The organism is Sphingosinicella sp. LHD-64 (assembly GCF_031157375.1).
In the GTDB taxonomy this organism is placed as follows: Bacteria; Pseudomonadota; Alphaproteobacteria; order Sphingomonadales; family Sphingomonadaceae; genus Allosphingosinicella.
Map to the genome: position 1 here is coordinate 13,969 of NZ_JAVIFV010000006.1, position 26,157 is coordinate 40,125.

General features: G+C 68.2%; 26 protein-coding genes. 16 read left to right on the forward strand and 10 right to left on the reverse strand.

The genetic code is table 11. The features are described 5' to 3' along the window. Window positions 1–6 precede the first annotated feature (6 nt). From RCO27_RS18125 to RCO27_RS18135, 3 genes are read left to right on the forward strand one after another with little or no spacing between them, the layout of a single operon-like run. Window positions 7–1,164 carry a PepSY-associated TM helix domain-containing protein gene (locus RCO27_RS18125; protein WP_309004125.1) on the forward strand — a complete coding sequence of 386 codons (1,158 nt, stop codon included), beginning with the start codon at window positions 7–9 and terminating at the stop codon, window positions 1,162–1,164. After that, window positions 1,161–1,334 carry a hypothetical protein gene (locus RCO27_RS18130; protein ID WP_309004126.1) on the forward strand — a complete coding sequence of 58 codons (174 nt, stop codon included), beginning with the start codon at window positions 1,161–1,163 and terminating at the stop codon, window positions 1,332–1,334. Before RCO27_RS18125 ends, RCO27_RS18130 begins: the two co-directional genes overlap by 4 nt. Window positions 1,335–1,377: 43 nt before the next feature. Next, window positions 1,378–2,763 (forward strand): RNB domain-containing ribonuclease, encoded by a 1,386-nt coding sequence (locus RCO27_RS18135; RefSeq protein ID WP_309004127.1) that lies wholly within the window; start codon window positions 1,378–1,380, stop codon window positions 2,761–2,763. Between the two features lie 50 nt (window positions 2,764–2,813). On the opposite strand, the gene RCO27_RS18140 is transcribed toward RCO27_RS18135, so the two are convergent. Next, window positions 2,814–3,701 (reverse strand): LysR family transcriptional regulator, encoded by an 888-nt coding sequence (locus tag RCO27_RS18140; RefSeq protein ID WP_309004128.1) that lies wholly within the window; start codon window positions 3,699–3,701, stop codon window positions 2,814–2,816. Window positions 3,702–3,823: 122 nt separating this feature from the next. Here RCO27_RS18140 and RCO27_RS18145 point away from each other — a divergent pair, with 122 nt between their 5' ends. From RCO27_RS18145 to RCO27_RS18155, 3 genes are read left to right on the forward strand one after another with little or no spacing between them, the layout of a single operon-like run. Then, a complete protein-coding gene (locus RCO27_RS18145) occupies window positions 3,824–5,560 on the forward strand; it encodes a serine hydrolase (protein ID WP_309004129.1) in 1,737 nt (578 codons plus the stop codon). A 25-nt stretch (window positions 5,561–5,585) separates the two neighbouring features. Beyond that, complete coding sequence (locus RCO27_RS18150; protein ID WP_309004130.1) at window positions 5,586–7,061, forward strand: amidase; 1,476 nt, start codon at window positions 5,586–5,588, stop codon at window positions 7,059–7,061. 51 nt (window positions 7,062–7,112) lie between these two features. Beyond that, complete coding sequence (locus RCO27_RS18155; protein ID WP_309004131.1) at window positions 7,113–8,255, forward strand: N-acetyltransferase; 1,143 nt, start codon at window positions 7,113–7,115, stop codon at window positions 8,253–8,255. Between the two features lie 22 nt (window positions 8,256–8,277). Here the strand turns inward: RCO27_RS18155 and RCO27_RS18160 are convergent, their stop codons facing one another. Continuing rightward, window positions 8,278–8,967 (reverse strand): outer membrane beta-barrel protein, encoded by a 690-nt coding sequence (locus RCO27_RS18160; RefSeq protein WP_309004132.1) that lies wholly within the window; start codon window positions 8,965–8,967, stop codon window positions 8,278–8,280. Window positions 8,968–9,100: 133 nt separating this feature from the next. Here RCO27_RS18160 and RCO27_RS18165 point away from each other — a divergent pair, with 133 nt between their 5' ends. Together RCO27_RS18165 and RCO27_RS18170 are read left to right on the forward strand one after the other, a co-directional pair. Continuing rightward, a complete protein-coding gene (locus RCO27_RS18165; protein ID WP_309004133.1) occupies window positions 9,101–9,625 on the forward strand; it encodes a hypothetical protein in 525 nt (174 codons plus the stop codon). A gap of 27 nt (window positions 9,626–9,652) precedes the next feature. Further along, window positions 9,653–10,015 carry a hypothetical protein gene (locus RCO27_RS18170; RefSeq protein ID WP_309004134.1) on the forward strand — a complete coding sequence of 121 codons (363 nt, stop codon included), beginning with the start codon at window positions 9,653–9,655 and terminating at the stop codon, window positions 10,013–10,015. 199 nt (window positions 10,016–10,214) lie between these two features. Here RCO27_RS18170 and xth read toward each other — a convergent pair whose 3' ends face one another. Next, window positions 10,215–10,994 (reverse strand): exodeoxyribonuclease III, encoded by a 780-nt coding sequence (gene xth / locus RCO27_RS18175; protein WP_309004135.1) that lies wholly within the window; start codon window positions 10,992–10,994, stop codon window positions 10,215–10,217. A gap of 24 nt (window positions 10,995–11,018) precedes the next feature. Continuing rightward, complete coding sequence (locus RCO27_RS18180) at window positions 11,019–11,354, reverse strand: iron-sulfur cluster assembly accessory protein (protein ID WP_309004136.1); 336 nt, start codon at window positions 11,352–11,354, stop codon at window positions 11,019–11,021. 204 nt (window positions 11,355–11,558) lie between these two features. Between RCO27_RS18180 and purS the strand changes: the two genes are divergently transcribed. The 7 genes from purS to RCO27_RS18215 all read left to right on the forward strand — a co-directional run bounded on the left by purS (window position 11,559) and on the right by RCO27_RS18215 (window position 18,601). Continuing rightward, on the forward strand, window positions 11,559–11,801 hold the full coding sequence (purS, locus tag RCO27_RS18185) for a phosphoribosylformylglycinamidine synthase subunit PurS (protein ID WP_309004137.1): 243 nt from the start codon (window positions 11,559–11,561) through the stop codon (window positions 11,799–11,801). Next, entirely contained in the window at window positions 11,798–12,472 is a 675-nt protein-coding gene (gene purQ / locus RCO27_RS18190; RefSeq protein ID WP_309004138.1) for a phosphoribosylformylglycinamidine synthase subunit PurQ, read from the forward strand. Before purS ends, purQ begins: the two co-directional genes overlap by 4 nt. Before the next feature lie 80 nt (window positions 12,473–12,552). Continuing rightward, window positions 12,553–12,990, forward strand: a complete 438-nt coding sequence (locus tag RCO27_RS18195) for a MarR family transcriptional regulator (protein ID WP_309004139.1) — start codon at window positions 12,553–12,555, stop codon at window positions 12,988–12,990. Continuing rightward, entirely contained in the window at window positions 12,987–14,087 is a 1,101-nt protein-coding gene (locus tag RCO27_RS18200; RefSeq protein WP_309004140.1) for an HlyD family secretion protein, read from the forward strand. The genes RCO27_RS18195 and RCO27_RS18200 overlap by 4 nt, the downstream gene beginning before the upstream one ends. Before the next feature lie 4 nt (window positions 14,088–14,091). After that, entirely contained in the window at window positions 14,092–15,630 is a 1,539-nt protein-coding gene (locus tag RCO27_RS18205; RefSeq protein WP_309004141.1) for a DHA2 family efflux MFS transporter permease subunit, read from the forward strand. Window positions 15,631–15,703: 73 nt separating this feature from the next. Next, a complete protein-coding gene (locus RCO27_RS18210; RefSeq protein WP_309004142.1) occupies window positions 15,704–17,527 on the forward strand; it encodes a DUF885 family protein in 1,824 nt (607 codons plus the stop codon). Window positions 17,528–17,620: 93 nt separating this feature from the next. Further along, window positions 17,621–18,601: an alpha/beta hydrolase gene (locus tag RCO27_RS18215; RefSeq protein ID WP_309004143.1), complete on the forward strand. Its 981-nt coding sequence runs from the start codon at window positions 17,621–17,623 to the stop codon at window positions 18,599–18,601. A gap of 5 nt (window positions 18,602–18,606) precedes the next feature. Here RCO27_RS18215 and RCO27_RS18220 read toward each other — a convergent pair whose 3' ends face one another. The 3 genes from RCO27_RS18220 to RCO27_RS18230 all read right to left on the reverse strand — a co-directional run bounded on the left by RCO27_RS18220 (window position 18,607) and on the right by RCO27_RS18230 (window position 22,803). Next, window positions 18,607–20,055 (reverse strand): DHA2 family efflux MFS transporter permease subunit, encoded by a 1,449-nt coding sequence (locus RCO27_RS18220; RefSeq protein WP_309004144.1) that lies wholly within the window; start codon window positions 20,053–20,055, stop codon window positions 18,607–18,609. Between the two features lie 72 nt (window positions 20,056–20,127). Further along, complete coding sequence (locus tag RCO27_RS18225; protein ID WP_309004145.1) at window positions 20,128–21,564, reverse strand: phospholipase D-like domain-containing protein; 1,437 nt, start codon at window positions 21,562–21,564, stop codon at window positions 20,128–20,130. A gap of 3 nt (window positions 21,565–21,567) precedes the next feature. Beyond that, on the reverse strand, window positions 21,568–22,803 hold the full coding sequence (locus RCO27_RS18230; protein ID WP_309004146.1) for a polyhydroxyalkanoate depolymerase: 1,236 nt from the start codon (window positions 22,801–22,803) through the stop codon (window positions 21,568–21,570). Window positions 22,804–22,948: 145 nt separating this feature from the next. Between RCO27_RS18230 and RCO27_RS18235 the strand changes: the two genes are divergently transcribed. Continuing rightward, complete coding sequence (locus RCO27_RS18235) at window positions 22,949–24,721, forward strand: ABC transporter transmembrane domain-containing protein (RefSeq protein ID WP_309004147.1); 1,773 nt, start codon at window positions 22,949–22,951, stop codon at window positions 24,719–24,721. Here RCO27_RS18235 and RCO27_RS18240 read toward each other — a convergent pair whose 3' ends face one another. The 3 genes from RCO27_RS18240 to RCO27_RS18250 form a co-directional block, all read right to left on the reverse strand. Next, a complete protein-coding gene (locus tag RCO27_RS18240; RefSeq protein ID WP_309004148.1) occupies window positions 24,722–25,108 on the reverse strand; it encodes a GFA family protein in 387 nt (128 codons plus the stop codon). Between the two features lie 83 nt (window positions 25,109–25,191). Beyond that, on the reverse strand, window positions 25,192–25,620 hold the full coding sequence (locus RCO27_RS18245) for a biopolymer transporter ExbD (protein ID WP_309004149.1): 429 nt from the start codon (window positions 25,618–25,620) through the stop codon (window positions 25,192–25,194). Window positions 25,621–25,645: 25 nt separating this feature from the next. After that, window positions 25,646–26,122: a biopolymer transporter ExbD gene (locus RCO27_RS18250; RefSeq protein WP_309004150.1), complete on the reverse strand. Its 477-nt coding sequence runs from the start codon at window positions 26,120–26,122 to the stop codon at window positions 25,646–25,648. Between the last annotated feature and the right edge of the window lie 35 nt (window positions 26,123–26,157).

The following is a 26,157-nucleotide window of genomic DNA, read 5'->3' on the forward strand; positions in this document are numbered from 1 at the left end:
GGCACGATGACGCGCGGCAAGGTCAAGGCCTGGTATCTCGTCCACAAATGGACGAGCCTCATCTGCACGCTGTTCCTGCTGATCCTGTGCGTCACCGGCCTGCCGCTGATCTTCTGGGAGGAGATCGACCACGCGACGCGGGACATGAAGGAGCCCGCGGCGGTGGTCGAGGGCGCCCGGCCGGCGAGCCTCGACGGCATCATGGCCAGCGCGCTGGCCCGCGCGCCCGGCGACGTGCCGCTGTTCCTCGGCTGGGACGATCACGAGCCGGTCGTCTACGTCAACACCGGCCCGCGCCCGGACGTGACGGTCGAGGACATGAAGGTCTTCCTGTTCGACGCCCATACCGGCGAGGAGCTTGGGCGGCAGGCGCTCGATTCCGGCGTGATGATGTTCATCTACCGGCTGCACACCGACCTGTTCCTCGGGCTCGGCATGACGCTGTTCCTCGGCGTGATGACCCTGCTCTTCGCGGTCGCGCTCGTCTCCGGCATCGTCCTCTACGGACCGTTCATGCGCAAGCTCGACTTCGGCACGGTGCGGCGCCACGGCAGCGCGCGGCTGAAATGGCTCGACATGCACAACCTGATCGGGGCGGTGACGCTCGCCTGGGCGCTGGTCGTCGGCCTGACCGGAGCGATCAACACGCTGGCCCGCCCGCTCCTCTACGCCTGGCAGGCCGAGGCCGTGGCCGAGTTCAGCGCGCATTATGCCGATGCGCTGCGGCCCGAGCGCTTCGCCTCGCTCGACGCGACGGTGGCGGCGGCGCGCGCGCGGACGCCCGGCATGACGCCCGGTTTCGTCAGCTATCCCGGCACCGGCTATAGCGGCAACCACCATCTCGGCGTCTTCTTCCGCGGCAACACGCCGCTGACCGAGCGGCTGATGAAGCCCGTGCTGGTCGATGCGGCGACTGCCGAGGTGACGGCCGAGCCGGAAGTGCCCTGGTACATCACCACGCTGCTGCTTTCGCAACCGCTCCATTTCGGCGACTATGGCGGCCTGCCGCTCAAGGTCATCTGGGCGTTGCTCGACATCGCCACGATCATCGTGCTGGGCAGCGGCCTCTACCTCTGGCTGCGCCGCGCGCGCGGCTCCACCGATCAGCGCGTCAGCGAGATTCTCGAGGCGGGCGAACGCGCCCGGGCGGCGGCTGCCGCATGAGCAAGACCCGCATGGGGCTGTGGCGCGCCTATCGCGTGCCGACGCTGCTCGGCGTGATCAGCCTCGTCGGCCTGATCAGCGCCTTGCTCGAGGACGGGCCGTTCGACGTCGTCTCCTGGCTGCTGCTCGGCGTGATCGTCGTCGCGATGTGGCCGGCGCTGAAGCGCTGAGCCGGCTTCCCGAACCGCCGCCTTGCGGTCTACCAAGGTGGCGATGAAGGCACTTGCAGATCCGACCGGCGCGCTGAGCCGCGGCCTCGCCGCCATCCGCACCCAGTTCAAGGTGCCAGAGTCCTTTCCGCCCGATGTGCTCGCGGCCGCGGAGGTCGCGGCGAAGCGCGCGCCGTCGGACCATGTCGACCGGACCGACCGGCCGTTCGTCACCCTCGACCCCGCGACCTCCACCGATCTCGACCAGGCTTTCGTGATCGACCGTGCCGGCAGCGACCTCCTGCTTCACTATGCCATTGCCGATGTCGCCTGGTTCGTCGAGGACGGCGACCCGATCGATGTCGAGGCGTGGCGGCGGGGCGCGACCCTCTATCTGCCCGACGGCAAGGCGGGACTCTATCCGCCGGTGCTGAGCGAGGGCGCAGCCAGCCTGCTGCCGGACGGGCCGCGGCCGGCGGTCGTGTTCACCGTCCGGGTCGCGCCCGACGGCACGGTGGGCCTCGACGGCGTTGAACGCGCGATCATCCGCAGCCGGGCCAAGCTCGCCTATGACAAGGTCGCCGAGGCCGACCTGCCGCCCGGCTTCGCCGAGCTGGCCGGGCGCATCCAGGCCGCGGAGCGACAGCGCGGCGCGGCCCGCGTCGACCCGCCGGAGCAGGAGGTCGCATCGGACGGGAATGGCGGCTTCCGGCTCGCCTTCCGTCCGCGCCTCCTCTCGGAGGACCGCAACGCCGCCTTGTCGCTGGCGACGAACCTCGCCGTCGCGAATGCGCTTCAGGCCCATCGCACCGGCCTGTTCCGGACGATGGAGGCGCCCGACGAACGGGCGATCGGCCGGCTGCGGCAGACCGCCCGCGCCTTCGGTCTCGACTGGCCGGCGGGCACATCGCTCGATGCCTTCGAGGCCGGGCTCGATCCCGCCGATCCGAAGCAGGCGGCCTTCATGCTGGCGATCCGCCGGGCCAGCCCCGGCGCGCTCTACGTGCCATTCCGCGACGGCGTCACGCCTTGGCATGCCGCGATGGCCGCGACCTATGCCCATGCGACCGCGCCGCTGCGCCGGCTGGCCGATCGCTACGTCGTGCAGGCGACGCTGGCGATCGCGAACGGAAATCCGGTTCCCGCCGCGACGGGCGAGGCCTTCGCGAAGCTGCCGGCGGTGATGGCGCGGGCGGACGCGATCGCCGGGCAAGTCGAGCGCTCGGTGATCGATCTCGCCGAAGCGGTGATGCTGAGCGGCCGCGAGAACGAGATTCTGCCGGCGGTTGTGACCGACATCGACGGACGCGGCGCGCGCATCCAGCTTGCCGACCTCCCCGTCGTCGCGCGCGTGGACGCGCATCGGGTCGCGCCGGGGGATGCGCTTCGTGTCCGGCTCACTGCCATCGATGCGGATCGGCGGACTGTTACGTTCCAGCGCATCAGCTAAACAGGCGCCAGGGTCCGAAGACTAGGCCGAAGACTGGGATTGGGCACGGTTCAGGCGATCTGCGCGACGGCCCGGCAGTCCGCTCTGAAATTCGCGACGGTCTCGGAAGGGTCGGAGTCGAGATAGGCCAGGCCTTGCTCCGCGGTCGCATCGAAGTCGTCCAGGTCCCGAAAGACGATATGGTCCGGCCAGAGGCGCGACATCGCACGGGAATTGATCGTTATGCCGAAGCCGGCGGCGACGCAACTCATCACCTCCAGCCAGGTCACCGCCTCCTGCACGACGCGCGGTGGGAAACCGGCCTTGCGACATTGGGCGATGACCAGATCATGGAGGTCTGGCGCGACGCGCCGGGGCACGAAGACGAACGGCTCATCGGCAAGCGACGCCAGCTCGAAGCAGGTCTCGCCGGCGCGCGGGTGATCGCTCGGCAATGCCACCATGAAGGGATCGGCGCAAAGCGGTTCGGTGACGACGCCGACATGGGTCACCGGCGCGCGGACGAAGGCGACGTCGATCAGGCCGCGCGACAAGGCGGCGGGTACTTCGGCGACATCATGGCCATGAAGGCTGAGCGCGACATCGGGATAGCGCGCCCGGAAGCGGCGGACCGCATCGGGGAGGATACCGAATGCGGCGCTAGCGCCGAAGCCGATCCGCAGCGTGCCGGTTTCGCCCCTTCCCGCCCGCCGCACGTTCATCTCGATCTCCGCACGGCGTCCGAGCAGGCCGTAGGCCTCCCGTAGAAGCTGGGCGCCGGCCGGGGTCAGCGTCACCTTGCGACTGGTGCGGTCGAGCAGCGTCGCGCCGAGCCGATCTTCGAGCCTGCGGATCTGATAGCTGAAGGGAGGCTGCGCCATGCCGATCCGCGCCGCCGCGCGGCCGAAATGCAACTCCTCGGCAACCGCCACGAACAGCTCAAGCTGGCGAAAGTCCATCGATATAATCTGCGTCTTGATGATGACGAACTATGTATTGGATCGTATCGTTCCGACTGGCTAGCCGGTCAAGCGTGCGCAGACGATTGACCCGGCCCTTCTGTCTCGCCGCGATTGCGGCCGTGGCTCTGTGGGCCGCGTCACCAGCCGGCGCAGCTCCGGAAGATGCAGAAGCGATGGACCTTCCGCTTGCCGGCGTCGCGCTCGAGGCGTGCGGCGCGGTTTTCCTGACCGGCCTTCCCGCTTCGGACTTCCTTTCCCACAGCGGCCTCTTCTGGATCGGCGCGCGCGGCACGGTCGCCCCGCCGATCGTCGACCGGCGCCGCGGGCGCGTGACGGTGCGGGCGGAAGGGCGCAGCCGGACGGCGACCCATGTCCGTGGGCAGGGCTGCACGCTCGCCGACGATCTGCCGCCCGCATCACGAGAGCCAGTTGCGCCGTCAACCGGGGCGGACTGGACGGTTTCGCGCGAGCGCCTGCCGGCCTCCGCCGCGGCGGCGATCGACCGGGCAGTCGCGCGGGCCTTCTCCGATCCGGCGGCACGCACCAGCGCCGTGCTCGTCGTCCATCGCGGCGCCATCGTCGCCGAGCGCTACGCCCCCGGCATCACCGCCACGACGCCGCTGGCAGGCTGGTCGATGACCAAGACGGTGCAGGCCGCGCTCGTCGGCCTGCTCGCCGGCGAGGGGCTGATCCGGCTTCGCGATCCGGTGCCGATCGAGGAATGGACGGGCGACGACCGGCGATCGATCCGCTGGCTCGACCTGTTGCGGATGAGCGGAGGCCTGCGCTGCAGCGACGGCCGCGGCTATGACGCGCGGCGCTGGCACGCCGAGGGCTATCCCGATCATCTCGCCGCCGTCGTGCAGCCCGATACGTTCGCCTGGGCACTCGCGCGGCCCGCCGAGTTTCCGGCGGGGCGGATCGGCCGCTACCGCAATTGCGACACGGTGGCGCTGAGCGCCGCCATCGACCGGGTGCTACGGCGGCACGGCCGGAGCTTCGCGGCCTGGCCGCGCGCCGCGCTCTACGAGCCCATCGGAATGACCAGCATGACCGTCTCCAGCGACGCGCGCGGCAATCCGGTCATGACCGGTTTCGGCCATGCGACGGCGCGCGACTGGGGGCGATTCGGCCAGTTCCTGCTGCAGGACGGCACCTGGAACGGGGAGCGGTTGCTCGACGCGGACTTCATGGACATGCTGCGCGCACCGGCACCGGCCTGGGTCGCCGCCGGTACGCCCGATTATGCCGGGCAGCTTTGGCTGGCACGTTCGCGCCTCGACGATCCGGAGCTTCCCGAGGACAGCTATGCCATGCTCGGCATCGACGGGCAGGCGATGTGGATCATCCCCTCGCACGACCTTGTCGTGCTCCGCCTCGGCTTCGGCGGCGGCACACCGCCGGGCCAGCCGATCGCCTTCTCGCGGATGGAAGGGCGCTTCCTGCGCGAGATCGTCAATTCCGTGCGGCCGGAAGGGCCAGTCGGGCAGGAAGCCGCGATCCGTGCGGTGCTGGCCGGCTATTTCGGCGCGCTCGAACGCGGCGACCGGGCGGCGGCGGCGCGGCTGACGACCGGCGATTTCCTGCTCTACGACGCGGGCGAGGTGATGACCAACGACGTGCTGTTCGATCGCCTCGCCGCCGTGAGGCAGGCTTATCCCGAGCTGCGCTGGATCCTCTCCAACCTGGTCGTCGAAGCGGCGGGGGACCTCGCGACGATCCGCTATCGCAGCGAGGGCTGGCGGTTGGGCGCCGACGGCCAGCTGCAGACGCCGCAATGGCTGGAAAGCGCCCACCTGGTGCGCACGGCCGACGGCTGGAAGCTCCGCTTTCTTCATTCGTCCCGCAAGAACTGAAGCGGGCCTGGACGGGGGACAGAAGATGCTGACACGACGTTCGTTCATCGCCGCGGCGGGGCTGTCCGCCACCCTGGGCGCGGCGCCAGGCCTGTTCGCCGCCTCGCCGGGCGGGCCGGGAGATGCGGTGGCGCTCGCGGCGCGCATCCGGCGGGGCGAGATCAGCGCGTCCGAGGCGGTGGAGGCGGCGATCGCACGGATCGAGCGGGCCGATCCGCTGCTCAACTTCATGGTGACGAAGGCCTATGAGCGGGCGCGGGCCCGCGCCCGCGCCGGCGGACTGACCGGGCCCTTCGCCGGCGTGCCCTATCTGGTCAAGGACCTGACCGACGTCGCCGGGCTGCCGACCCGGTCGGGGTCCCGGTCGACGGCCGACCTGCCGCCGGCGGCGAGCCAGTCACCCTATGTGACCGCGCTGGAGGAGGCTGGGCTGGTCATCCTCGGCAAGTCGGCAACGCCCGAATATGGCGCATCGAGTGCGACCGAGCCGCTCGCCTTCGGCCCGACCCGCAATCCGTGGAACCGCGACCGTTCCCCTGGCGGCTCCTCGGGCGGCAGCGCGGCGGCGGTGGCCGCGGGCGTCCTGCCGTTCGCGCATGCCAATGACGGCGGCGGCTCGATCCGCATCCCCGCGGCCAATTGCGGGCTCGTCGGCCTGAAGCCGTCGCGGGGCCGGACGATCTCCTCGGGCAGGAGCCCGGCGCGGCTCGCGCTCGCATCGGACCATTGCGTGTCGCGCTCCGTCCGCGACAGCGCAACCCTGCTGGCGGTCACCGAGGACCGGTCGGCGGAGGCGGCGTTCCCGCCGATCGGCCTCATCGAGGCGCCCGGCCGGCGGCGGCTGCGCATCGGGATGGTCGCGGTCAGCCAGACGGATCGTCCGCCGGCAACCGACGTGCGCGACGGGCTGGAGGCAGCGGCGCATCTGCTTGCCGGGCTCGGCCATCATGTCGAACCCGCCGCCTGGCCGTTTCCGGTGCCGGGCTTCAACGACGATTTCCGCACCTACTGGATCACCGCCACTGCCCGGATCGTGCGCGCCTATGAGGAGCGGACCGGAAAGGTCGCGACCGCCGAGGCGTTCGAGCCGGCCTTCCTCGACATGGCCCGCAGCGCCGACACCGTGCCGGACGCCTTCGAAGCCAACCTGGCCCGATTGCAGGCCGCGGCGCGCGCCTATGTCCAATGGTTCGAGCGCTACGACGTCATCCTCTCGCCCGTGCTCAATCGCCCGCCCGCGCCGGTCGGCTATCTCGACGGGCGACTGAGCTGGGCCGAGATGAAGGACCGGATGTGGGATTATGTCGGCTACACGCCGATCCAGAATGTCGCGGGCGCGCCGGCGATCAGCCTGCCGCTCCACTGGTCACGGGACGGTCTCCCCATCGGCCTGCACTTCGCCGCGGAACCCGGAGGCGAGAAGGCGCTGCTGGAACTGGCCTTCGAGCTCGAACAGGCGCGTCCCTGGCACGACCGGACCGCGCCGCTCTTCGTCGGCTGATCGGCTGCGCGGGCACTTTCGCGGCGATGGCCTTTGCCCTATCCCCGCGCCATGCCCGCCGCCCCAATCAGCGTCCGTCCGCTCGCATCCAAGGCCGACAAAAAGGCCTTCGTCGACCTCGCCTATCGTCTCAATGCCGATGATCCGAACTGGGTGCCGCCGCTCAAGGACGAAGTCCGTGCGCTGATCACGCCGGGGAAGAACCCCTGGTTCGAGCATGCCGAGGGCGAATTCTTCCTCGCCGAGCGCGGCGGCCGGGTGGTCGGGCGCATCTCCGCCCAGGTCGATCAGCTCGTGCTGGAGCATATGGGCGCGGGGCTCGGCCAGTGGGGCATGTTCGAGGGCGAGGACGAAGACGTGTACCGAGCGCTCATCGCCGCGGCCGAGGACTGGCTGCGGGCGAAAGGCATGACACGCTCGATGGGCCCGTTCAGCCTCGGCATCTGGGACGAGCCGGGGCTGCTCGTCCACGGCCACGATTACCCGCCGATGGTGATGATGGGGCACAACAAGGCCGCCTACCAGGCCTGGGTCGAGAAGGCCGGCTACGCCAAGGTCAAGGACCTCGTCACCTACGACCTCGCCGTCGACACGCCGTTTCCGCCGCTGATCGGCCGGATCGTGGCCTCGGGCGAGAAGAATCCGCGGATCCGCGTGCGCCGGATCGACAAGAGCCGCTTCGACGAGGAGGCGGCGATCATCCTCAATATCCTGAACGACGCCTGGTCGGACAATTGGGGCTTCATCCCGCTGACCGACAGCGAGATCGCCTTTGCCGGCAAGAAGCTCAAGCCGATCGTCTTCCCCGATCTCATCCAGGTGGCGGAGCTCGACGGCGAACCGGTCGCGTTCATGCTCACCCTGCCGGACCTCAACCTCTTCATCCGCGACCTCAAGGGCAATCTCTTTCCGTTTGGCTGGGCGAAGCTGCTGTGGCGGCTCCACCGCCAGCGCTTCCCGAACGGCCGGGTGGCGCTGATGGGCGTCAGGAAGCGGCTCCAGTCGAGCCGGCTGGCAAGTCAGCTCGCCTTCATGCTGATCGAATATATCCGCCGCGCCGGCGTCTCGGTCCACGGCATGACGCGTGGCGAGATCGGCTGGATCCTGGACGACAACCAAGGGATGGTCTCGATCGCCGATGCGATCGAATCCAAGGTCAACCGGATCTACCGGATCTACGAAAAGGCGCTCTGAACGAAGCGCCCATCTCTCCGGGCTAGAACCGGTACAGCGCGGCCAGGCGGAAGACGTGGAGGGTTTGGTCGATCTCCCACGTGTCGCCGCCGAACGTATAATCGTTCGAGCCGAAGTTCATGTAGTTGTATTCGCCGCGCAGCGAGAAACCGCTGCTCACCAGATATTCGAAGCCGGCGCCGAAGACCGGACCGCTGCGCGTGTCCGAGATGCCGCCGGTGAGATCGGGCGCGACGCCGTCCGCATCCGCAACGCTGTAGTCGCTGCCGGTGAAGCCGAGGCCCGCTTCGAGATAGCCGTGAACCTTGCCGGTCTGGATACCGAACTGGGCGGTGACGGTGCCGATCCAGTCGATCTCGGTCGTATTGGTGCGGCCGGCGAACGCTGTATTTGCGGCGGAATCCTCGAGATTGGCCCAGCTCGCCTCGCCCTCCAGCCCGAGCACGAGATAGCCGGTCTGCCAGCGCCCGCCGACGGTGCCGCCGAGCAGCCAGCCGCTGGCATCGATATCGGCCACGTTCGCCGTCGAGAAACCCGGCGCCGGATTGCCGTTCGGCGTCCCCGCCCAGTCGGACGAGTCGCTGCCGCGGCCACCGTGGATGCCGACATAGAAGCCACCGATCCCCTCGCCTTCGGCCGCATGCGCCGCCGGCGCGCCGGCGAGCAAGGCGGCCGGAAGCGCCAGGGCCGCAAAAAACTGTCCCGTTTTCATGTTCGGATCCCCCCTGATGACCTCGGCGGCAGCCAAACATGCTTTCCCGGCCGGTGCAAGCAGCGCGCCCCGCGCTTTGCGATCAACCGGCGGCGGGCTATGATCGGCGGAAGGCAGTTGCGAGGCGCGAGGCATGAAGACGGTGGTTCTGGCAGCGGCGGTGCTGACGCTCGGCGCCTGCGATTTCGTGAAGGGCGGCCTGTCCGGCGGCGTGGTGGCGAACCAGGCCAACATGGCGGCCGAGGGCAACCAGGGCGCAGCGCCGGGCGGCAAGCCGACCGGGCAAGGATCGACCCAGGTTGCCGACGCCGGCGTCACGTCCAGCCGTTCGCTTCAGGCCTTTTCCAACAACGGCGCAGGCGCAGGCGGGGGCAAGGATCCGTCCGGCGGCTTCGGGGACGGAGCGGTCGCCATCTCCGAGGCGATGCTGATCGGCAGCTGGACCGATAACGGCAATTGCGGCATGGCCGTCCAATTCCTGCCCGACGGGACGTTCCGCTCCTTCAACGGCGGCGGCGGCGACTGGGAGCTCGACGGCGAGATGCTGTTTCTCTCGGGTCAGGGCGGCAACACGTCGCTGCGGCTCGAGGCGTCCGATGCGCGGACGATCCTGACCACCGACCCAAACGGGACGCGCGGTCGATCGACACGCTGCTAGGCCGGCTGCGGGAGAGGGGGAATCATCATGGCAAGACGTCTCTGCAAAGGCCTGGCGGTCCTCCTCATGGCCGGCGTGCTGGCGGCGGCCCCCGCTTCTGCGTTCAGCGGCAAACCGCAGCCCCGGCCTCAGGCGGACGCGCCGGTCACCGCGGCCGCGCTCGTCGGCCGCTGGGGCGACAATGGCGACTGCATGAAGGACGTGGCGTTCCGGGCCGACGGCACCTTCCGCACCCATCTGGGCGGCGAGGGACGCTGGACGCTGAGCGGCGACCGGCTGGTGCTGACCGGCGAGAATGGCGATTTCCCGCTTCGCGTGCGCCGGGGTGGCCCCGACCAGCTCATCATCACCAATCCCGACGGATCGGTCGGCACCTCGCAGCGCTGCTGAGTCCGGGCGAGCCGAGCCGGAGCGGGGACCGGTCGCGCGCGGGAGGTTCGCGACTCGGGCGGATCATGTTATGCAAATGGCCGGCGCGCGCGACACGGTGAATCTTGCTGCCGTAGCACGGGTCCGGCCCTCAGGCCGACCGAACGCATTGTGGGGAACGCAAGTCCCACCGCGCGCCACTTTTCCCGAAGCGCGGTTCCTAGTCGTCGAGAATTACCCAGGCCGGCGTATGGTCGCTGGGCCGCTCGCGGCCGCGATAGTCCTTGTCGACGCCGGCATCGAACAGCCGGTCGGCGGCCTGGGGCGAAAGCAGGAGGTGGTCGATGCGGAAACCCGCGTCGCGCTCCCAGCCGTTCGTCTTCATATCCCAGAAGGTGTACATCACCCCCTCGGAATGGCGGGCGCGGATCGCGTCGGTGTAGCCGAGATTGAGGATGCGGCGGAACGCCTGGCGGCTTTCGGGCTGGGCGAGCGCGTCGGACGCCATCGCCCGGGCCGAGAAGACGTCGTCGGGATCGTCGGTCGGGATCACGTTCCAGTCGCCGGCGAGCACCACCGGCCGCTCCTCGGCGAGCAGCTCCGAGGCATGAGCGCGTAGGCGGTCCATCCAGGCGAGCTTGTAGGCGAATTTCTCGGTGCCGACCGGATTGCCGTTGGGGAGGTAGATGGAGGCGACGATCACACCGTTCACCTCCGCCTCGATATAGCGGCTGTGGGTGTCGTCGGGATCGCCGGGAAGACCGATGCAGCGCAGCGTCGGCGCGCCGCCGGGCGTCAGGATGGCGACGCCGTTGAAGCCCTTCTGCCCGTGCCAGATGCCGTCATAGCCCGCCGCCTGGATCTCGCCGATCGGCAGATTGTCGTCGGCGCATTTGAGCTCCTGCAGGCAGAGCACGTCCGGCTTCTGCTCCTCGAGATATTCGACGAGCCGGGGCATGCGCGCGCGGATGCCGTTGATGTTGTAGGAGGCGATCTTCATGGCGGCGGTGATAGCCGCCGCGAGCTAGATCGAAAAGCTCGTCCCGCAGCCACAGCCCGATGCGGCGTTCGGATTGGTCACCTGGAAGGCCGCGCCCCCGAGGCTTTCGACGAAATCGACCATGCTGCCGCGGACCAGATCGAGCGAGAGCTGGTCGACCGCGAGGGTGACGCCGTCCGTCGAGGCGGTCACGTCGTCCGCCTCGACCGCATCGGCGAGGCCGAAGCGGTACTGGAAGCCCGCGCAGCCGCCGCCCTCGACCGACAGGCGCAGGATCGCCGGCTTGTTCTGCTTCGCCGCAATCGCGGAGATCCGCGCCGCCGCGCTCGGGGAGAGGGAGATGTCGGCCGTTTCGCTCATGAGAGGGAGATAGGTAAGCCCAAGCGGCAAAACCAGCCCCCTCTTCGTCACCCCAGCGAAGGCTGGGGTCTTGGGACAGGAGGTCTCGGCGGGTCTCCATGAGATGCCAGCCTTCGCTGGCATGACGATTAGGGACGCGAACCGCTTGTGCCGCAGGCAGGATCGGACCATATGGCGGCCAACCCGCGACCAGCCGGAGCATTCATGAAAACCCGTGTCTATGTGACGCTCAAGAACGGGGTCCTCGACCCGCAGGGCAAGGCCATCCATCACGCGCTGGAGGGCCTCGGCTTTTCCGGCGTCAACGACGTGCGCGCCGGCAAGCTGATCGAGCTGGATCTCGATCCGAAGGTCAGCGACGCCGAGGTCGAGGACATGTGCCGCAAGCTCCTCGCCAACACCGTCATCGAGAATTTCAAGATCGAGCGCGTGGGAGCCGCGGCATGAAAAGCGCTGTCATCGTCTTCCCCGGCTCGAACTGCGACCGCGACATGGCCGAGGGTCTTCGCATCGTGACGGGCAAGGCGCCGACGATGGTCTGGCATCGCGAGACCGAGCTGCCCGAGGGCCTCGACCTGATCGCGATCCCGGGCGGCTTTTCCTATGGCGACTATCTGCGCTCCGGCGCGATGGCGGCGCAATCGCCGGTGATGCGGGCGGTGAAGGACGCCGCCGAACGCGGCGTGTTCATCCTCGGCGTGTGCAACGGCTTCCAGGTGCTCACCGAGACGCACCTGCTTCCCGGCGCGCTGATGCGCAATGCCGGCCTCTCCTTCATCTGCCGGGATGTGCCGCTGACCGTCGAGAACAGCCAGTCGGCGTTCACCGCCCGCTACGGCGCCGGCGAGGCGGTCGCAATTCCGGTCGCCCATCATGACGGCAATTACCAGGCCGACGCGGCGACGCTCGACCGGCTGGAAGGCGAAGGCCGGGTGGCGTTCCGCTATGCCGCCGAAGTCAATGGCTCGGCACGCGGCATTGCCGGCATCCTCAACGAGGCCGGCAACGTGCTCGGCATGATGCCCCACCCGGAGCGGGCGGTCGAGGACGCCCATGGCCGCACCGATGGCCGCCGCCTGTTCGAAGGCCTGCTCGAGGCGGTCAGCCAGCCCGCCTGAGCTTTTTTCCAGGCCGAACGTTTGTTGCGGCGCAGCATTGCGTCTTGCAATTTATGAGTATGCTTATTATATCTCCGCTCATGGAACGCTTTGCCATCGAGGTCGTCGAGACCGCCCACGCGCTGCGCCGCGATTTCGACCGGCGCGCCGCCGTGCTCGGCTCGACCCGCGCCCAGTGGCGGGTGCTCGCCAAGCTGTCGCGCCGCGACGGCCAGAAGCAGGTCGAACTCGCCGAAGCGCTGGACGTCGAGCCGATCACCCTCTCGCGCATGGTCGATCGCCTGGCCGAGGCCGGCTATGTCGAGCGCCGCCAGGACGAGGCCGACCGACGCGTCTGGCGCATCCACCTGACTCAAAGAGCGCTGCCCGTGCTCGAGGAGCTCGACGCCCTTTCGGACGTCTTCCACGCCGACCTGCTCGCCGGCGTGTCCTCCGAGGACCGGGCCGTCGCCTCGCGCGTGCTCGCCCGCGTCCGCGACAATCTCAACGCCATACAGACCAGGGTATCCGCACAATGAGCGAAGCCGATCCCAAGCCGCCCGTCGAGGCGGCCGCCGTCGCCACTCCGCCCGACATTCCTGCCGCCGCCGAGCCGAAGAAGCGGCCATGGCGGCTGATCCTGATGCTCTCGGTGCCGCTGCTGCTCGCCGCGTTCGGCGGCTATATGTGGCTGACCTCGGGCCGCTACGTCTCGACCGACAATGCCTATGTCCAGCAGGACATGGTCTCGGTCGCGCCGGAGATTTCCGGGACGGTGGGCGAGGTCTTCGTGCGGGAGAACCAGCGGGTGCGCCGCGGCGACCTGCTGTTCCGCATCGACCAGCGTCCTTACCGGATCGCGCTCGCCAATGCCGAGGCGCAGATCCGCGCCGCCGAGGTCCAGGTCGCGCAGGCCTCCGCCCAGGTGGCGGGCACCGGCGCGGACATCCAGGGCGCCCAGGCGAACCTCCAATATGCCGAGCAGAATTTCGCCCGCTACGAGGCGCTGGTCCAGCGCGGCTTCACCACCCGCACCGCCTATGACAACGCGATGCACGACGTCGAGGAGGCGCGCGAGCGGCTTGCCAATGCGCGGTCCGCCGCTGTCACCGCCCGTTCGGCGCTGACCGGCGGCGGCGTCGCCGAGCAACCGTCGGTACAGGCGGCGCGGGTCGCCCGCGACCAGGCGCTGCTCAACCTCGCCCGCACCGAGGTGCGCGCGCCGGCGGACGGCATCGTGACGCAGACCGATCGGCTGCAGACCGGCAATGCCGCGGTCAGCGGCGTGCCGGCGGTGACGATCGTGCGCAGCGCGACGACCTATGTCGAGGCGAACTACAAGGAGACCGACCTCACCAACATGTATGTCGGCCAGCCGGCGGAGGTCGAGCTCGACGCCTATCCCGGCGTCCGCGTCCATGGCCATGTCCAGAGCATTGGCGCCGGCACCGGATCGCAATTCTCGATCCTCCCCGCCCAGAACGCCACCGGCAATTGGGTGAAGGTGACGCAGCGCGTGCCGGTGCGGATCGCGGTCGACGCCGATCCCGGCCGGCCGCTGATCGCCGGCCTTTCCGCCGACGTGACGGTCGACACGCGCGACCGCCCGCGCCAGCAGGTCGCGGTCCGGCATTGATCCCATGGCGGCGGCCGCCCCCACCCACCTCTACGACATGAGCCCCGGCAAACGCGCGGCGATCACCGTCGCGGTGATCCTCGCGATGCTGATGCAGGTGCTCGACACGACGATCGCCAACGTCGCGCTGCCGCACATGCAGACCAGCCTGGGGGCGACCCGCGATACCGTGAACTGGGTGCTGACCTCCTACATCGTCGCCTCCGCCATCGCCATTCCGATCACCGGCTGGCTCGCCGACCGGGTCGGGCGCAAGCCGCTCTTCGTCTGGTCGGTGATCGCCTTCACGATCGCCTCTTTGCTCTGCGCGGTCGCGACGAGCCTCGAGGAGATGGTGCTGTTCCGCATCCTCCAGGGCGTCGCCGGCGCCTTCCTCGTGCCGCTCGCCCAGGCGGTGATGTTCGACATCAACCGGCCGGAGAATCACGGCCGGGCGATGGCGATGTTCGGCGCCGGCATCATGGTCGGGCCGATCCTGGGGCCCGTGCTCGGCGGCTGGCTCACCGACAATTTCAACTGGCGCTGGGTGTTCCTCGTCAACCTGCCGGTCGGCGTGCTCGCCACCGTCATGCTGCTGCGCTTCCTGCCGGTCACGAAGATCGTGAAGCGGCGGTTCGACATTTTCGGCTTCGCGTTATTGGCCCTCGCGCTCGGCGGCCTGCAGATGATGCTCGACCGCGGCGAGCAGGTCGACTGGTTCGCGAGCTGGGAGATCTGGATCGAGACCGGCCTGTTCCTCGCCGGCGCCTGGATGTTCGTCGTCCACATGCTGACCAGCAAGGCACCCCTGTTCGACTCGACGATGTTCAGGGACCGCAACTTCGTCACCGGCATGCTGTTCATGGCAATCACCGGGGTGATGCTCCTCGCCGGCCTCGCCCTGCTGCCGCCGATGCTGCAGGGGCTGTTCGGCTATTCGGTGCTCCAATCGGGCTTCCTCACCGCGCCGCGCGGGATCGGCACCTTGCTCTCGATGATCGTCGTCGGCCGGCTCGTCGGTCGGGTCGACGCGCGCGTGCTGATCCTCGTCGGCCTCGCGCTGATGGCGCTTTCGCTCTGGCAGATGTCGGGCTTCTCGCTCGAGATGGACAAGCGGCCGATCATCGTCAGCGGCGTCGTCCAGGGCTTCTCCCTGGGCTTCCTGTTCGTGCCGCTGAACGCCCTCGCCTTCGGCACGCTCGATGCGCGCTTCCGCACCACCGCGGCGAGCCTGCTCAATCTCTCGCGCAACGTCGGGGGGTCGATCGGCATCTCTGTGGTGAGCGTGCTGCTCGCCCGCAATCTCCAGATCAGCCATGCCGATCTCGCCGCGCACGTCACGCCGGCCAGCCTGCCGCCGATCGACCCGACGATCGGCGCCGCCCAGCCGCTGACCGTCACGGCGGCGGCGCTGCTCGACGCCGAGGTGAACCGGCAGGCGCTGATGATCGCCTATATCGACGACTTCCATCTGATGATGATCGTCACCCTGATCGCCATCCCGCTGCTCCTGCTGCTGCGCAGGGCCCGGCAGGGCGACGGTCCGCCCGTGATAGCGGACTAAATCACCGTCTTGCCTCCGGGCATCGGAAGGTGGCAGCACGGGCCATCCCACGACTCACCCGGAGCGGCTTTCCATGGACAGACGGACCTTCATCGCCTCGCTCGGCGCGACATCGGCGCTCGCCTTCCTCCCCTCGGCCGCGCTCGGGCAGGCGGCGGCGGGCAGCGCGGACGCGGCGCTGACCGGTCTGCTCGACCGGATGTTCCTCTACTTCATGGAGATGAATCCGGAATATGCGACGATGCTGGGCCTCGACACCGGCGAACATGCCGCGTGGAAATCGAAGCTCACCGACTATTCGCCGGAAGCGCAGGCGCGCGGGCTCGCCGACAACCGCCGCTTCAAGGCCGAGATGGAGGGGATCGACCGCGCCCGGCTCTCCGAGAGCCACAAGCTGCACTACGACACCGTCCGCTTCCTCGGCGACAGCATCCTCGAGGGGCTCGCGATCCCTTATGGCAATAACGGCGTCGGCTATTCGCCCTATGTGATCAGCCAGCAGGACGGCGCCTACCAGAATATTCCCGATTTCCTCGATCAGCACCATGCCGTGCACAATGCCGGCGATGCCGACGCCTATCTGGCGCGGCTCGATGCATTCGACACCGCGCTCGACCAGAACAGCCAGAAGCAGCGGCAGGATGCGGCGCAGAACGTGTTCGCGCCCGCTTTCGCGCTCGATACGACGCTCGCCCAGCTGAACGCGCTGCGCGGCGTGCCGGCGGCCGAGACGGTCCTCGTCACCTCGATCGCCCGCAAGGCGGGCGAGGCCAGTCTCGGCGGCGATTATGCGACGCGGGCCGAGGCGATCGTCACCGGCAAGGTCTTTCCCGCGCTTGATCGTCAGATCGCATTGATCCGCGAGCTGCGCGGCCGCGCGACGCAGGAGGCCGGCGTGTGGCGGCTGCCCAATGGCGGCGACTACTATGCCTCGGCCGTCCGCGCGGCGACGACCACCACCATGACCCCGGCGGAGGTTCATCAGCTTGGCCTGACCCAGGTGGCGGAGATCAGCGCGCGGATCGGCGAACTGCTCGACGCGCAGGGGCTGGCCGGCGACGAGGTGGGCGCACGGCTCACCGCGCTCAATGCCGATCCGGCCCAGCTCTATCCCAACACCGACGCCGGGCGCGAGCAGCTGCTCGCCGACCTCAACCGGCAGATCGAGCAGGTCGACACGCTGCTGCCCCGCGCCTTCGCGACGCAGATCCGGTCGCAGATCCGGGTGGTGCGCGTGCCCGAGTTCATCCAGGACGGCGCACCCAACGGCTATTACAACCCGGCGCCGTTCGATAGCTCGCGGCCGGCGCTCTATTACATCAACCTCAAGGACACCCACGACTGGCCGAAATACGGTCTGCCCTCGCTCACCTATCACGAGGCGATGCCGGGCCATCACCTGCAGATCAGCCTCGCGCAGGAGAGCCGCGACACGCCGATGCTGCTGAAGCTGTCGCCGTTCGGCGCCTATACGGAAGGGTGGGCGCTCTATGCGGAATCGCTCGCCGACGAGCTCGGCGTCTACGAGGGCAACTCGCTGGGCCGCGTCGGCATGCTCCAGTCGCTGCTGTTCCGCGCCGTCCGCCTGGTCGTCGACACCGGCATCCACCACATGCGCTGGGACCGCGCCCGGGCGACCGACTATATGGTCAATACGACCGGCTTCCCGCGCCCGCGTACCCAGCGCGAGATCGACCGTTACTGCGTCGCGCCGGGCCAAGCATGCAGTTACAAGGTGGGTCATACCGTCTGGATGCGGCTGCGCGGCGAGGCGCAGACGGCGCTGGGTCAACGCTTCGACCTCAGGCAGTTCCACCAGATCCTTCTCAAAGGCGCCCTGCCCCTCACCATCCTCGAGCAGGAGGTGAATCGCTGGGTAGCGTCGCAGCGGGCCTAAAGGCGTTCGCCGCGCAGGCAGCGTGACTTGGCAGGACCACTATGCTACATTTGTAGCATGAACGCCCTGCCCGGCCGACGTGACGTCTTGCGCATGGTCGCTGCAGCACCGCTTGCCGGCCTCCCGATGCCGGCCTTTGCGGGCGAGACGGAGGGGTCGACGGATGGGTTCGTGCCGATCGGCGGGATCGAGCAATGGCTGTCGATCCGGCCCGCCGGACCCGCCGATCCCGTGCTCCTGTTCCTGCATGGCGGCCCGGGCGAGGCGATGTCGCCCTTCGCGTCGCTGTTCGATCCGTGGCGGCACGCGTTCACGGTGGCGCTTTGGGACCAGCGGGGCGCCGGTCGGACGTTCGGTCGCGACAGGGCCGGCCAGGGCGAGATGTCGCTGACGCGCCTGACCGCCGACACGATCGCCATTGCGGAGCATCTTTGCGCGCGGCTCGGTAAGACAAAGATCGTGCTGGCCGGCCAGTCGTGGGGCTCGATCCTGGCGTGGAACACCATCCACGCTCGGCCCGACCTTTTTTCCGCCTATGTCGGGACCGGCCAGAGTGTGAACTGGGGGCGCTCGATCATTTCGCAGGAGCGCTACGCCCGCGCCCGGGCGACCGCCGCCGATGATCGCGAGGCGCTGGCAGCGCTGGATGCGGCGCAGAGACTGCCGATCAGCGACATGGCGCGTACGGCGCCGCTCCGGCGCTGGATCATGCCACCCGCGGACTTGGCCTTTCTCGAAGAGCAGCGGCGCTTCGTCGGGGCCCGCCCCCATCCGGAGACCGGCCCAGTCGGCGACTGGGTCGCGGGCTTCGGCTTCTCGGCGGAGGCTTTGACGCCGGCGGTCGTGGCGTTCGACGCTTATGCCTCCGGGCCATCCGCGGCGATCCCCGTCGTCGTGATCCAGGGCCGGGATGACCACATCACACCGACTGACGTCGCGGAGCGGTTCGTATCGGACCTCGCCGCGCCAGCCAAAGCGTTCGCCACGATCGAGGGCGGGCATTTCGCCTGCTATACCAATGCCCAGGCCTTCGTCGGCGCACTGACAGCGCATGTAAGGCCGCTCACCGGGTGAGCCCCTCAATGTGCCGCCTCCGGCTCCTCGACGGGCTTGGCCATGCGAATGAAGACCCAGCCGAGCACGGCGGCCAGCACCGCGAAGACGGCGCCGACTGCGAAGGCAGCCTGATAGCCGCCGTTGAGCGCCGTGAGCGCGTCCGCATTCGCGGCGCTGAGCTGCCCGGTCCGGGCCGCGGCGAGGCTGGCCAGCACGGCAAGCCCCAGCGCGCCGCCCATCATGAAGCTGGTGTTGACCAGCCCCGAGGCGACGCCGGATTCGCTCGGGCTGACGTCGCTCATCGCCGCCAGTAGCACCGGATTGAATGCCATGCCGGCGCCGAGGCCGAGCAGCAGCATGCCCGGCAGGATGTCGACGACGAAAGTGCCGTCGACCGGGGCCCGCGCGAACAGGGCGAGGCCGAGCGCGGCGAGGCCGAGCCCGCAGACGATCGGCACCCTTATGCCGAAGCGCATCACGACCCGGGCCGAGAGGCCGAGCGAGAAGGCGGCCATGATCAGGTTCGCCGGCAAGAAGGCGAGACCGACCTGGAGCGGATCATAGTGCAGCACCTGCTGCATGTAGAGCGCCGAGAGAAAGAACCAGGCGAACATAGCGGCGGCCCAAAGCACGCCGATCACATTGGCGGTCGAGACGTTGCGCAGGCGGAACATCGAGAGCGGCACGAGGGGATGGGCGACGCGCGATTCGATGACCAGGAAGATGACAAGCAGCGCCACCGCCGCGCCGAACAACCCCAGCGTTTGCGGGGAGGTCCAGCCGGCGACGTTGCCGTTGATCACCGCATAGACGGCGAGCAGCATGCCGGCCGTGACCGTAAGGGCGCCGGAGACGTCGAGGCGCGGATCGGCATGTTCGTTGTGCGTGTCGGGCAGCAGCTTCAGGGAGAAGGCGATCACCGCCGCACCGATCGGCAGGTTGACGAGGAAGATCCAGTGCCAGTTGAACGCGTGCGTCAGGAACCCGCCGAGCATCGTCCCGATACTGCCGCCGGCGGAGGCGACGAAGGCGTAGACGCCCATCGCCTTGGCGCGCTCGGCTGGCTCGGTGAACAGGTCCATGATGAGCGACAGCGCCACGGCGGCGATCACCGCGCCGAAGATGCCCTGTGCCGCACGGGACGCGATCAGCACCTCCTGCGACTGGGCGAGGCCACAGGCGAGCGAGGTCAGGGCGAAGCCGGCAATGCCGATCAGAAACCACCTGCGATGCCCATAGAGGTCGCCGAGCCGGCCGCCGAGCAGCAGGAAGCCGCCGAAGGTCAGGATATAGGCGTTGAGCACCCAGGCGAGCGATGTGTCGTTGAAGCCGAGATCGGCCTTGATCGACGGCAAGGCGACGGTGACGATGGTCGTGTCGAGCACGTCGATCAGCACGCCGAGGCAGAGCACCGTCAGCGCCAGCCAACGACGGTCCGTGGGCTTGGTCGCGCTGCTTTGATCGTCCCTCATGCCGTCCTCCGGTCTCGTCTCTACGACGAATGGCGAGCAGAAAACCGCATGAACTTTCTTCGAGGCGAAGATCTATTTCGGCAAGCGCGGCCGGTGCAAACGTCGGAACAGGCCCCGGCGGCGGCCGATCGGCTCGAACATCTCGTCCGGCTCTTCAGGATCGAGAACCTCATGATCGGCGAGATAGGCCTCGACTGCGCTGAGATCGGGGACTTGGTACGGCCGCAGCGTCTTACCCGCTCCGACGAGACCTTCGATCGTCTCGATCAGCGAGCCTGTCTCGATGAAACGTGCCGAGACCTCCTTCGGATCGACGCCGAGATGCTCGGCCATGAGATCGGTGCGGATCGCCGCAATCCGTTCGCGGACGACCTCGCCCGCCGCCTCGGCGTCAATGATCACGTCGCACTCGGTGTCGAACCGCAGCGAGCGGTTGTTCATGTTGGAGGAGCCGCAGCGCAGAACGAGATCGTCGACCACCATCAGCTTGGCATGGACGTAGATCGGCGTGCCAGCCGCCGTGAACGGATGGAAGATGCGGAAGCGGCCCTGGGTGTCGACCCGCCGGACCGCCTCGAACAGGCGGGCGCGGGCGTTGTCCATCGCCGTCTGCTCTAGCCAGCCGTCCGCCTGCTCGGGGTTGATGATGACGATCTCGGGCCCGTCGATCTCGGCGAGCCGCCGCGCCATCGCCTCGGCGATGCGGCGCGACGCGAAATATTGGGTCTCCGCATAGATGAAGCGGCGCGCGCGCGCGATCAGGGCGAGGTAGAGCGCCTCGATCTCAATAACTTCCCCGAAATCCCGGTAGCTCGGCGAGGTCCGGGCGATCCCGACCGGGATCTGCTCGAACTGGGGGTCGAGCTCCTCCGGCCAGCAGGGACCGGTCGTTCGCACCGGCCCGAGCTCTCGGCCACCCGAGCGGACCCACCGATCGCGGGCAAGTTCGCCCAAGGCAGCCGCGATCGGGCCCGCCAACGCCATCGTGGCATCGTGCCACGGATCGTAGGGCTTGGCGCCCGGACCGACGCGACGCGGATCGTCGTCGCGATGGGTACGCGTGTCCCAGCGCCCCACGGTCATGTCGATCCCGCCGCAGAAGGCGAGGCAATCGTCGATCACCACGATCTTCTGGTGATGCGAGGCGCCGGTCGGATGGGCGCCGTCGAGCCGGACATGGATGCGCTTGTGCCACATCCAGCGCAGCAGCGTGATCGGGGTGATCCCTCGGAAGACCGATTTGAAGGCACCGACGTCCCAGCGAAGGAGATAGATGTCGAGATCGGGCCGCCGATCGGCGAGCCACAGGATGAATTCGCCGATCGTCGCCGGCTCGGCCGCATCGGCATCGCCGATCCTGAGCCGGGCATCAAAATCCCAACCAATGAGCATGATGCGTCGCTGCGCCTGCAGCATCGCGCTCCGTGCATGGTTGAAATAGTCGGCCGCATCGACGATGAGCGCGGCCCGGTCCGCCTGTTCGACTCGCCAGAGCGGATCGCCCGTCACCGGTCAGCCGCTATGCTTCGCGATCCAGTCTTCGAGCACCGGCGCGATGCGGCCCCGCCACTTGCTGCCGTTGAAGATGCCGTAATGGCCGACGCCTTCCGCGAGATGATATTTCTTGAGGCGCACGGGCAATTCGCTCGAAATGTCGAGCGCGGCCTTGGTCTGGCCGATGCCGGAAATATCGTCGCGCTCCCCCTCGATCGCGAGCACAGCCACATCCTTCAGCGCCGCCGGATCGACCTTGCGGCCGCGGTGGGTCATCTTGCCCTTGGGCAACAGATGGCGCTGGAAGACGACGTCGATCGTCTGCAGGTAGAATTCCTCGGTCATGTCGCAGACCGCACGATACTCGTCATAGAAATCCTTGGTCGCATCGGCGCTCTCGCCATCGCCTTCGACGAGATGCTTGAACATCCCCCAGTGGCTGACGAGGTGGTTGCCGAAATTCATCGCCATGAAGCCGGCGAGCTGCAGGAAGCCCGGATAGACCCGCCGGCCCGCACCCGGATAGAGATAGGGCACGGTCATGATGACGTTGCGCTGGAACCATTCGAACGGACGCTGGGTGGCGACCGTGTTGACTTCGGTCGGCGCCTTGCGGGTGTCGATCGGCCCGCCCATCATGGCGAGCGTGCGCGGCCGCGCCGGATGGTCATCGGCGCTCATCAGACAGGCCGCGGCATAGGCCGGCACCGACGGCTGGCAGACCGCGAGCATATGCGCGCCCGGACCGATATGTTCGAGGAACGCGACCAGATAGTCGATATAGTCATCGAGATCGAAGCTGCCGTCGTCGATCGGCACCAGCTTCGCGTCGCGCCAGTCGGTGATGTAGACGTCGTGGCCGGGAAGCATCCGCTCGACCGTGCCGCGCAGCAGCGTCGCAAAGTGACCCGACATCGGCGCGACGATCAGCAGCTTGGGCGATCCTTCGATCGGCTTGCCGCGGGCGCCGAGGCGGACGAAGCGCTTCAGCTGCCCGAACGGCTTGCGAAGCACGATCTCCTCGCGAACCGCGACAGTCTCCCCGTCGATCGTCGTGCTGTCGAGACCGAATTCCGGCTTGCCACGCGGCGCAGCGGCATGCGCGAAGACATCGAGGGCCGAAGCGGTGATCGGCCCCATATGGGAATAGGCGAGCGGGTTGATCGGATTCTGCATCCACGCCGCGCCCATATTGGCGAGGGTGCTGGCTCCGGCGAGGAGCGAGCGCTGCATCTCGTACGCGTCGTAAAGCAAACCGAGTCTCCCCACCCCTTGCCGCAGTGCAGCAAGCATATGAGCCTCGATTCGGGATTTATCCAGTGCGGAATCGGCAGGCCGTCCCGAAAGGGCATCGGGGCCCGCCATTGAGCCGCTGCGCCCCGGCTGCTACGCCGCGGCCATGGCTGCTCGTCCCGAACCCGCGCCGCTGCGCAAGATCGGCAATCTCAGGATGATCTGGCAGCGGGCGATCCGCTATCCGGGCAAGATCGCTGCCGCCGGCTTCTGCCTGCTCATCGCCGCGGCGGCGACCCTCGCGATCCCCGACGGCTTCCGGCGTGTGATCGACGAGGGATTCAGCCAGCCGAGCGCCGAGATCGGCCATCATTTCAACTATCTGTTCGCGATGGTGATCGTCCTCGCTTTGGCCTCGGCGGGGCGCTTCTATTTCGTCTCCATGCTCGGCGAGCGGGTCGTCGCCGACGTGCGCGGCGCCGTACATGACAATCTTCTTCGGCTCGAGCCCCGCTTTTTCGAGGAGAACCGGCCGTCGGAGATCGCGTCGCGGATCACGGCCGATACGTCGGTCATCGAGCTGGTGGTGAGCTCGACCGTGTCGGTCGCGCTGCGCAATCTCGTCATGGGCATCGGCGGCGTCATCTATCTGTTCACGCTGGCGCCGGGGCTGACCGCGGGGCTGCTGCTCGGCATTCCGCTGATCGTCATGCCCATCGTGCTGCTCGGCCGGCGGGTGCGCAACATCTCGCGCTCGAGCCAGGACCGGGTGGCGGATTTGGGCACGATCGTCGCCGAGACGCTGGGCGCAATGAAGATCGTCCAGGCCTTTGGCCAGGAGCGACGCGAGAGTGACCGCTTCCGCACCGCCGTGGAGAACGCGATGGCGACGGCGCGCCGGCGGATCGTGCTGCGTGCCTTCCTGACCGCGACCGTGATCGCGATGCTGTTCGGCGGCCTCACCTTGCTGATGTGGCAGGCCGCGGTCGACGTGTCGGAGGGGCAGATCAGCGGCGGCACCATCGCCGCCTTCGTGCTGACCGGCGGGCTCGTCGCCAATGCCTTCGCGCAGCTGACCGAAGTCTATGGCGACCTGCTGCGCGGCGCCGGCGCGGCGGGGCGGCTCGCCGAGCTGCTTGCCGAAGTCCCGGAGATCCGCGCGCCGGCCAATCCCATCCCCCTGCCCGCGCCGGCACAAGGCGCGCTCGCGTTCGAGAACGTCAGCTTCCACTATCCGACGCGCAAGGAAGTCAGCGCGCTGAACGATTTCAACCTGGCAGTCGCGCCGGGCGAGCTGGTCGCCGTCGTGGGCCCGTCAGGCGCGGGCAAATCGACCCTGTTCCAGCTCGCCCAGCGTTTCTACGATCCGCAGGCGGGAGCGATCCGGCTCGATGGCGTCGACCTCAGGGAGGCTGACCCCAACGATGCGCGCGCGCGGATCGCCTATGTGCCGCAGGAGACGGTGATCTTCGCGGCCTCGGCCCGCGACAATCTGCGCTATGGCAAGTGGGAGGCGAGCGACGAGGAGCTGTGGGGCGCGGCCGAGGCGGCGAATGCGGCCGAGTTCCTGCGCAAGCTTCCGAATGGGCTCGACACCTTCCTTGGCGAAGGCGGCGCCCGCCTCTCCGGTGGCCAGCGTCAGCGCGTCGCCATCGCCCGCGCGCTGCTCCGGGATGCGCCGTTGCTGCTGCTCGACGAGGCCACCTCGGCACTCGACGCCGAGAGCGAGCGTCTCGTTCAGGCGTCGCTCGAGCGGCTGTTCGAAGGGCGGACGACGATCGTCATCGCGCACCGCCTCGCGACCGTGCGCGCGGCGGACCGGATCATCGTGATGGATCATGGCGCCATCGTCGAGGAAGGAAGCCATGACATGCTCAACGCACGGAGCGGGCTGTATGCCCGCCTCGCGCGACTCCAGTTCGAAGGGCTGGCCGCCTAGCTATTCCTGGACCGGCGCCAGCTCGGGGAGCCAGGCGCAGCGCAATTCGCCATAGACCTCGACGGCGGGGACCGGGTACGCCGCATCGGCGAAACCGCCGACGGGCACGCTGATCATGCCGGGCCGCAGCTCGATCTCGTACCAGACGGTCGTGCCGCAGGTCGGGCAGAAGGAGGTGCGAGCCCAGTTGCCGGACTCGGCGACGCGGGTGAACTGGCTCGCCGGTCCGCTTGTGCTGACCTGATCGGCCGCAAAGGTGGCGTTCCAGGCGAAGGCGGAGCCGGTGGCGCGCTTGCACGCCCCGCAGTCGCAGACGGAATTGCGGACCGGTTCGCCCCGGGTCACGACCTTGAGCGCGCCGCAGCGGCAGGTGGCTTCACGTTCCATGGCCTGATGCTAGCGACAAACCGGGCCATGAAAAAGGGCGGCCCCGAAGGGCCGCCCGATCTCGTATCCAAGCGAAGCCGGGATCAGTTGAACGTGGCGTATGCCTCGTTGCCGACAAAGCCCATCGACTGGACATTGGCGCGCTTGGTGACAGCAAGCACCTCGTCCACCGTGTCGTAGCGCGCTTCCGGATGGGGCTGCAGGTGCAGCTCCGGTGTCGGGCGCATCGTGGTGGTGATGTCCAGATACTGGCGCAGCGTGGTCAGATCGACCGGCGTACCGTTCCATGTCACCGTATTGTCCGGCATGATCACGATCTTGTTCTTGACCGGATCGATCGGCGGCGGTGTCTGGTTCGGATTGTCCACCGGCAGGTCGAGCTTCACCGCGTGGGTCTGCACCGGGATGGTGATGATGAACATGATCAGGAGCACCAGCATGACGTCGATGAGCGGCGTCGTGTTGATGTCCATCATCGGTTCGCCGGCGTCGGAAGATACCGCGGCACCCATAGTCGTAACTCCTAACTAAATCCGATCAGAACCGAATGCCGCCGCGGGGCGGAGGCTCGGAAATGAACCCGACCCGCGAGAAGCCGGCGCGCTGCATGGTGAAGATCGCGCCGCCGAGGCAACGCCATGGCGTGGCGGAGTCGCCGCGGATATGCGCCTCGGGAAGCTCGGTCACATTGGCCGGGCCGCCTTGCTTTTCGATCTCGTCCTCGAGCTTCGCCACGGCCAAGTCGAGCAACCGCTGGGAATCCACCCGCTGGAGACCCCAATAGACTTCGCACTGGCCATCCACCGCCCGGACGGAGAGGTTCACATTCTCGGGCTTGGTCTGGGTCGGCTCGAAGTCCACTTTCGGCAACTCGACCGGGACGGTCTGCAACACGACGGGGACCGCGATGAGGAAGATGATCAGCAGCACCAGCATGACGTCGACGAGCGGCGTCGTGTTGATGTCGGACATCGGGACGTCTTCGTCGCCGGTTTCGCCGACCTGCATGGACATAGTTCAGTTCCTATCCTGACTCACCGCCGCCGCGC

Coding starts and splice junctions, on each gene's coding strand:
- RCO27_RS18125 (WP_309004125.1), top strand. CDS start 7: ATGACGCGCGGCAAGGTCAAGGCCTGGTATCTCGTCCACAAATGGACG.
- RCO27_RS18130 (WP_309004126.1), top strand. CDS start 1,161: ATGAGCAAGACCCGCATGGGGCTGTGGCGCGCCTATCGCGTGCCGACG.
- RCO27_RS18135 (WP_309004127.1), top strand. CDS start 1,378: ATGAAGGCACTTGCAGATCCGACCGGCGCGCTGAGCCGCGGCCTCGCC.
- RCO27_RS18140 (WP_309004128.1), bottom strand. CDS start 3,701: ATGGACTTTCGCCAGCTTGAGCTGTTCGTGGCGGTTGCCGAGGAGTTG.
- RCO27_RS18150 (WP_309004130.1), top strand. CDS start 5,586: ATGCTGACACGACGTTCGTTCATCGCCGCGGCGGGGCTGTCCGCCACC.
- RCO27_RS18155 (WP_309004131.1), top strand. CDS start 7,113: ATGCCCGCCGCCCCAATCAGCGTCCGTCCGCTCGCATCCAAGGCCGAC.
- RCO27_RS18160 (WP_309004132.1), bottom strand. CDS start 8,967: ATGAAAACGGGACAGTTTTTTGCGGCCCTGGCGCTTCCGGCCGCCTTG.
- RCO27_RS18165 (WP_309004133.1), top strand. CDS start 9,101: ATGAAGACGGTGGTTCTGGCAGCGGCGGTGCTGACGCTCGGCGCCTGC.
- RCO27_RS18170 (WP_309004134.1), top strand. CDS start 9,653: ATGGCAAGACGTCTCTGCAAAGGCCTGGCGGTCCTCCTCATGGCCGGC.
- xth (WP_309004135.1), bottom strand. CDS start 10,994: ATGAAGATCGCCTCCTACAACATCAACGGCATCCGCGCGCGCATGCCC.
- RCO27_RS18180 (WP_309004136.1), bottom strand. CDS start 11,354: ATGAGCGAAACGGCCGACATCTCCCTCTCCCCGAGCGCGGCGGCGCGG.
- purS (WP_309004137.1), top strand. CDS start 11,559: ATGAAAACCCGTGTCTATGTGACGCTCAAGAACGGGGTCCTCGACCCG.
- purQ (WP_309004138.1), top strand. CDS start 11,798: ATGAAAAGCGCTGTCATCGTCTTCCCCGGCTCGAACTGCGACCGCGAC.
- RCO27_RS18195 (WP_309004139.1), top strand. CDS start 12,553: ATGGAACGCTTTGCCATCGAGGTCGTCGAGACCGCCCACGCGCTGCGC.
- RCO27_RS18200 (WP_309004140.1), top strand. CDS start 12,987: ATGAGCGAAGCCGATCCCAAGCCGCCCGTCGAGGCGGCCGCCGTCGCC.
- RCO27_RS18205 (WP_309004141.1), top strand. CDS start 14,092: ATGGCGGCGGCCGCCCCCACCCACCTCTACGACATGAGCCCCGGCAAA.
- RCO27_RS18210 (WP_309004142.1), top strand. CDS start 15,704: ATGGACAGACGGACCTTCATCGCCTCGCTCGGCGCGACATCGGCGCTC.
- RCO27_RS18215 (WP_309004143.1), top strand. CDS start 17,621: ATGGTCGCTGCAGCACCGCTTGCCGGCCTCCCGATGCCGGCCTTTGCG.
- RCO27_RS18220 (WP_309004144.1), bottom strand. CDS start 20,055: ATGAGGGACGATCAAAGCAGCGCGACCAAGCCCACGGACCGTCGTTGG.
- RCO27_RS18235 (WP_309004147.1), top strand. CDS start 22,949: ATGGCTGCTCGTCCCGAACCCGCGCCGCTGCGCAAGATCGGCAATCTC.
- RCO27_RS18240 (WP_309004148.1), bottom strand. CDS start 25,108: ATGGAACGTGAAGCCACCTGCCGCTGCGGCGCGCTCAAGGTCGTGACC.
- RCO27_RS18245 (WP_309004149.1), bottom strand. CDS start 25,620: ATGGGTGCCGCGGTATCTTCCGACGCCGGCGAACCGATGATGGACATC.
- RCO27_RS18250 (WP_309004150.1), bottom strand. CDS start 26,122: ATGTCCATGCAGGTCGGCGAAACCGGCGACGAAGACGTCCCGATGTCC.